This window comes from Barnesiella sp. B2-R-119 (assembly GCF_023656675.1).
In the GTDB taxonomy this organism is placed as follows: domain Bacteria; phylum Bacteroidota; class Bacteroidia; order Bacteroidales; family Barnesiellaceae; genus Barnesiella; species Barnesiella intestinihominis.
This window is the reverse complement of record NZ_JAMOKL010000005.1, coordinates 218257-224567: the sequence shown is the minus strand read 5'-3', so window position 1 is coordinate 224567 and position 6311 is coordinate 218257. Positions and strand designations below refer to the sequence as shown.

The following is a 6311-nucleotide window of genomic DNA, read 5'->3' as shown; positions in this document are numbered from 1 at the left end:
CTCATTATGAAAAACGACAACATTTTTTATCTATCGAAAGGCTTCGAAAGAGAAAAATCTCTTAGATATCTATAAGGTTTTAAATCTTTATCAAACTTAAAAAGTCCCCCCGAAAAAACCAACATTTTATTCGACTTTTAATCGTTTCGGTGATAGTATAGCCTAATAAAGTTTTATTAAGAATTCTTTCGAAAAGGGAATAGGAGGTTATGGCTCATTATCCAAGAATATGAAATTCCCGCATGACTTATTTTTTGTACCGTATTTATATAGAAAAAATGTGATTCCTTTTCGGTCTTTCGATTTTTGGACGGAGGATATTATGTATCGAGAATATATTTTTAGAAAGCAAGCTCCCTAAAATCTAATTTTTACCGAGATAGTTTATAATTGTGAAAATATGGCTCTAATTCTAAAAAATAAGTCAAAAGCGAAAAAAAGTGAGAGAATTAGTTTTCGATTTAAAAATAGAACGCTATATTTGTACAAGTAAAAGATAAAAAATAAAACACAAACATTTAAAATAATAAAATATAACACAGGCTTTTAACAGCAGTTTTAAACGTTGATTTAAACCACGAAAAACAAGAATCAACCATGATTAATTCAAACAAATTATAAACGAGTATTTACTAACCTTGATTATTAACAAACAAGCAGTATTATGAGAAGACAGGTGCTACTTCTGTTATTTTCCTTATTTGCTATAGTAGGTTTCGCTCAACAACGCACCGTAACGGGGACCGTTGTATCTGCCGAAGACGGACTGCCCGTTATCGGGGCATCGGTCCATGTCAAAGGCACCTCACAAGGAGCGACGACCGACTTAGATGGGAAATATTCTATTAAAGTCAATGAAAACGCAAGCCTAACATTCAGTTACGTGGGTATGCAACCGAAAACGGTGCAGGTTGGAAATCAATCTGTCATCAATGTAACTTTAACCTCGTCATCGACACAATTAGACGAGGTTGTCGTAACAGCGATGGGTATTCGGGAAGAAAAGAAAAAACTGAACTTCGCCGTCCAGAGCCTAAATGCCGACGAAGTTACTGCTGGACAATCGGCAAACTTCGTAAATTCTTTACAAGGGAAAATTGCCGGTGTGCAAGTATCAGGGAGTGGAGGTTCACCCAATTCCAGTTCCCAAATCATCATTCGTGCGATTTCGTCCATCAACTCAGGACAAAATAACGAGCCCTTGTTTATTATCGATGGAATGCCTATGCGTGGAGGCGGTTCGTCGGCCGGTGACATCAACCCGAACGACATCGAAAACATGACCGTATTGAAAGGTGCTGCTGCATCGGCATTGTACGGCTCGGAAGCAGCCAACGGTGTAATCCTAATCACCACGAAAAGCGGTAAAACCGGACAGATCGTCGTGAACGGTAGTGCCAGCGTACAAATCGACAACAGCGTAAGAATCCCTAAAATTCAACAGAAATATGCTCCGGGAAATCTCGGTTTCTATAAAGAAAACTCCGTAAGCGGAGGTTGGGGTCCTCTTCTGAAAGAAGGAGAAAGAACCTACGATAACGTCGGGAATTTCTTGGGAACGGGATTATATCAAAAATACGATGTGAACGCTTCGGGAGGAACAGACAAATTCACAGCTTATGCATCGTTCAACTACACTTCTACCGACGGTGTTGTCCCCGAAGATTACAAGAATCGCATGGGTGCTTTGTTAAAAGCAACTTTCACCCCTTCGAAATGGGTAAAAATCAATGCATCATTAAATTATATCGATACGAAATCCCGTTCATTCGGCAATAGCATGAGTTCTATCTACACTTGGCCTATCAACAACGATATGCGTGTGTACAAAACGCCATTGGGAAAACCGGTTTACAGCATAGAAGACGGTGGTCGTTACGACAATTGGAATGCCCTTACAGACGCCGATAAAATTGCAGCCGGAGTAAGCCCTTATTGGGGACGTTACGAAGACGGAGGGGAGACACAATCTTCACGTACCATCTTAAACGGATCGATCGAATGGACTCCCATAAAGGATTTGACCTTCACCGGTAAAATCGCATACGACAAAGGATACACAACTTCCGACGCTTACGCCAAACCACGTTTCGATAAAGACGAACTGGACGAGAGCGTTATTTCCAAATATCTCTACAAATTCGGTTCTTATAAATTCGAACCCAGCCGCAGCGAACTACTCACGGTACAGGGATTGGCCACATACAAAGTAGATTTGTTCAAAGATTTCAGCATGAATCTGTTGGCCGGAGCCGAAATCATGATCAACAAAAGCTATGAAGCCACTATGGCGGGACAGGAGTTCGTATTGGAAGGAGACTATTACAGTTTCAACAATACGAATACCGAAAACTGGCTGAAAACGGGCGACTATCCCATTTCCTACTTCCGCTCCAAGAAAAACAAATATGGGTATTTCGGAGAATTGCGATTCGACTATAAAGGAATCGCCCAATTAAGCGGAACAGCCCGCTACGACGGTTCCTCTACCTTGAAACAAGCCGAAAAATCTTCCTACTTCTATCCTTCGGTAACGGCAGGTTTAATTTTCAGCGAATTGTTCCACATCAGTAACGATTGGTTCAGCTATGGTAAAATACGCGGAAACTGGGCACAAGTCGGGAAAGATGCTACTCCCAACAAATTTACCAAAGCCTATCGGGAAGCCTCTACATTCCCCGACGGAGGATATAGTGTCGACCCAACAGCTTCTTACGCGATTACGCTGGAACCCGAAATGACAAAGTCGTGGGAAATCGGAGCCGATTTAAGATTCTTCGACAGCCGCACCCGTTTAGATGTAGCCTACTACTCGACTACGGTAAACAACCAAATCGTAACCGTGAGAGTTTCGCCTTCATCGGGAACTATTCTACAAGTCCGCAACGAAGGTAGTATCGAGAATCACGGTGTGGAAGCTACGTTAAGCCAAGACATTCTTCGCAGTAAAGATTTCGAATGGACCGCCAACCTCAACTTCGGGTTGAATCGGGGTGTCGTAAAATCGTTACCCGAAGACGTGAGCGAAATTCAAGGGACTCAGTTCAGCGATATCTATACTACCGCCTATCTAAACGGTTCGACGACGGGTATTTCAGGCAAGGACTATATGCGTGCTCCCGACGGACAAATACTTATCGACGAGGACGGATATCCCATTATCAACCCGGCCAAGAGCGTATATATCGGTAACCGCGAGCCCGACTTCCTGATGGGATTGAGCAGCACGTTCCGATGGAAAGACTTGACTGTATCGTTCTTGCTGGACGGACGTGTAGGAGGAGACGTATATAACGGAACCGCACGCTCGCTTTTTACCAACGGTATGCACAAATCGTTGGAGAACTACCGTAACCGCGAAGTAGTCGTAAAAGGTGTAGTCGCACAACCCGACGGAACTTATGTACAAAACAACAAGCCTATCATTTTGAATCAGACCAACCTGAATACCTATTTCTATGGCGTAAGCTCCAATTTTATCGAAGACGGTTCTTATCTCCGACTGAGTTACGTCACCGTAGGATATGATTTCACACGGTTCTTGAAAAAAGGGAATCCCTACATTAAAGGATTGAGAGCTTCCATTACAGGCCGCAATCTCTTCCTGTTGACCAAATATTCGGGTTCTGATCCGCAAATTTCAACTTCGGCAGCCTACGGTACAGGAACGATGGGTATCGACAATATGTCTATCCCGGCCACCCGCAGTTTCAATTTCACTATAAACGCAACATTCTAACATCAAGGAACCATGAATAAATATAAAGCTATCATATTATCGTTGTTAATCAGTTTCATGGGCGCAAGTTGCGAAGACTGGTTGTACGACAACGTCAACGAAGATGCCGCTCATGAAGTTCTGCCCCAACAGGTATTGCCTGTCGTGCTGTTCTACTCGGCTCAACTTCAATTCGACCATGCCGAATACGGCGCTTATCTGACCCAAACATTGACTACCGGCGGACGTAACCAAACGTCGAGTTTCGCTTACAAATCCGGCTGGGGCGATTTCCTGACGATGAACCGTCACCCGCAATGGCGTCGCCACTTCTACGATATCGGTGTCAATGCCAAAGAAATCATCGACGAGGCTCACGAAGCACAAGCGTGGAATCTGGAACTCATCGGCCGTACCCTTCGGTTAATGTCCACCCAAATGACAACCGACCTGTTCGGAGACATGCCTCGTTCGGAAGCCTATGAATCGAACAGTCCGCACTACGATACGCAAGAAAGCATCTACGAGTGGATGAATCAAGAAATAGAAGAGCTGATAGGCATGTATGAAGATCCCACTTATACCGAAGCCGCGACCAATATACCTATCGATCAATCGATCGACCGTGTCTTCGCCGGAGATCTAAATAAATGGAAACACTATACCTACGCCTTAAAAGCCCGGTTATTGCTTCGCAAATTGCCGAATTGGGAAAACAATGCGGCGACATGCCAAGCCATCATTACAGCTGTCAACCGGGCACTCGAAGGTTGGGAAGATGTACTTTATCGTTTCGACGGCGGTAACGGAGCCCAAAATTCTCCGTGGGGCGAAGCCTTCGGATCGACCGAACAAGGAGGTCTCGGCTGGGAAGGACGTGGCAACATGTTGAATTCGGCTGTTCCTACCAAATATTTCATGGAAAATATATTGGGCGTATTCGAATCGCATAACAACCTGAAAGGCTGGGCGGAAGATCCTCGTATCCTCGCTTTCATGAGTGCACGGCCGGGACCCTCGGGAACAAGCGATTCCGGTACTGAAATGCGTTATCTCGATACCAATATCGGTATGGACGTTTCCTACAAAGTGGATAACTACCCCACCTTGTTCCCCGAAGTCGACGGCAAGAAAGTTTCGGTCTATACGCAAAACACAGGTTATGTTCCCCTCTTCCTCGAAGAAGAACTCCTGCTTATCAAAGCCGAAGCTACTTATTGGAGCGGCGACAAGCCGACGGCCCGTTCATTGACCATGCAAGCTGCCGAAATTAATTTCGACCGATTCAATCTTTCCTCGATTTATGGAAGCAGTTATACCCGCTATCGCAATAACTATCTGGGAAATGAAACCGGAACAGGAAACTACGTAACTACCTACTTCCCTGCCGACGGATTCAACATCGGGCACATCATGCGTCAGAAATATGTTTGCCTCTATCTGCAACCCGAACAATGGACCGATATGCGTCGCTACAATTACAGTTGCGAGGAGAACGGAATACAATATGACAACACCTATGTATATCCCGGATTAAAACGGCCCAATAATATTTATGAAGCTCATTGGGGAGACGATCCCAAAGCATGGATCAACCGTATCAACTACGACCCCGAAACAGAAGAAAAATACAACAAAGCCGAATTGGAAAGACTGGGCGCATACAAAAACTATCAATGGTTGCGCAAACCTATGATCTGGCAATAAATAGAAAAGAATCGAAGTATTACAACAAATAATAACACTCGATATGAAAAACAAAGTAAAAATAGCGTCTCTTCTGCTGGCAATCGCCGGATTATCGGGTTGCGAAATCAACGACCCTGTAAACGATTGGGCAGACTTGGGACAACAAACCGCATACGTTTATTGGGAGCTGAAAGATGCCGTGAACGCCGGTAGCGACCTCGATTTCAGAGTTTACTATTATGCCGACGGCAGTACGATAGAGAAAGCCCAAGTTTGGTATGGAGTGAGCAGTACGATCAATCGTGCCGTTACATGCCCATACATCAGTTACACCTATACCGAAAGCGAGACCGACGAAGTAGTCGCCTCGCATTTGGTGAAAGAGTTCGATCCTCAAACCGTGTCGTGGGACGATGCCAAGTCGTCCTACATTCTCGACGCCACTTTCCCGGTCTCCTCTTCATGGGCTAGCGTGACATGGGCCAGTGTAGGAAGTTCCGATTTTACCGAAACTTTATTCAAGACCTATTATCCCGGCGATTACGAGACCAACTTCCGGGAGGCTCTAACCACTCAAATAGAGACCGATTACCACGGGAACATGAAAAAAATCGTTGTCGATGGATTCATGAAAATGACCGAAGAGGAATATGAGGCTCTCTTCACGAAAACGACCAACGAAGCCAACGAAGAAGTATATGAAATCACCGACGAAAATAAAGCCCGGCTCGATGGCATCGTTGCAGCTCTAACCACGCCCGAACTCATCTTCGACGGCAAAGAATACGGAGTAAACTACAATTGCACCTATACGTTGAGCGCCAAATTCCAAGTAAGCGACTCCAACGGTGTGATAAGCAATACCGATATTAAAAATATTACTGTCAACTAATAGAAACGGAAA

The 6311-nt window shown here is 44.5% G+C and carries 3 protein-coding genes; all 3 read left to right on the top strand.

Annotated features, from left to right (window positions below; translation table 11 throughout):
• Nucleotides 1–664: 664 nt before the first annotated feature.
• The 3 genes from NBH06_RS11140 to NBH06_RS11130 are packed head-to-tail and all read left to right on the top strand — an operon-like array spanning nt 665 to nt 6299.
• Nucleotides 665–3739 carry a SusC/RagA family TonB-linked outer membrane protein gene (locus tag NBH06_RS11140; protein ID WP_250794352.1) on the top strand — a complete coding sequence of 1025 codons (3075 nt, stop codon included), beginning with the start codon at nt 665–667 and terminating at the stop codon, nt 3737–3739.
• Between the two features lie 12 nt (nt 3740–3751).
• Entirely contained in the window at nt 3752–5425 is a 1674-nt protein-coding gene (locus NBH06_RS11135; protein WP_195492737.1) for a SusD/RagB family nutrient-binding outer membrane lipoprotein, read from the top strand.
• A gap of 43 nt (nt 5426–5468) precedes the next feature.
• A complete protein-coding gene (locus NBH06_RS11130; RefSeq protein WP_008861335.1) occupies nt 5469–6299 on the top strand; it encodes a hypothetical protein in 831 nt (276 codons plus the stop codon).
• Nucleotides 6300–6311: the final 12 nt, after the last annotated feature.

Coding starts and splice junctions, on each gene's coding strand:
- NBH06_RS11140 (WP_250794352.1), top strand. CDS start 665: ATGAGAAGACAGGTGCTACTTCTGTTATTTTCCTTATTTGCTATAGTA.
- NBH06_RS11135 (WP_195492737.1), top strand. CDS start 3,752: ATGAATAAATATAAAGCTATCATATTATCGTTGTTAATCAGTTTCATG.
- NBH06_RS11130 (WP_008861335.1), top strand. CDS start 5,469: ATGAAAAACAAAGTAAAAATAGCGTCTCTTCTGCTGGCAATCGCCGGA.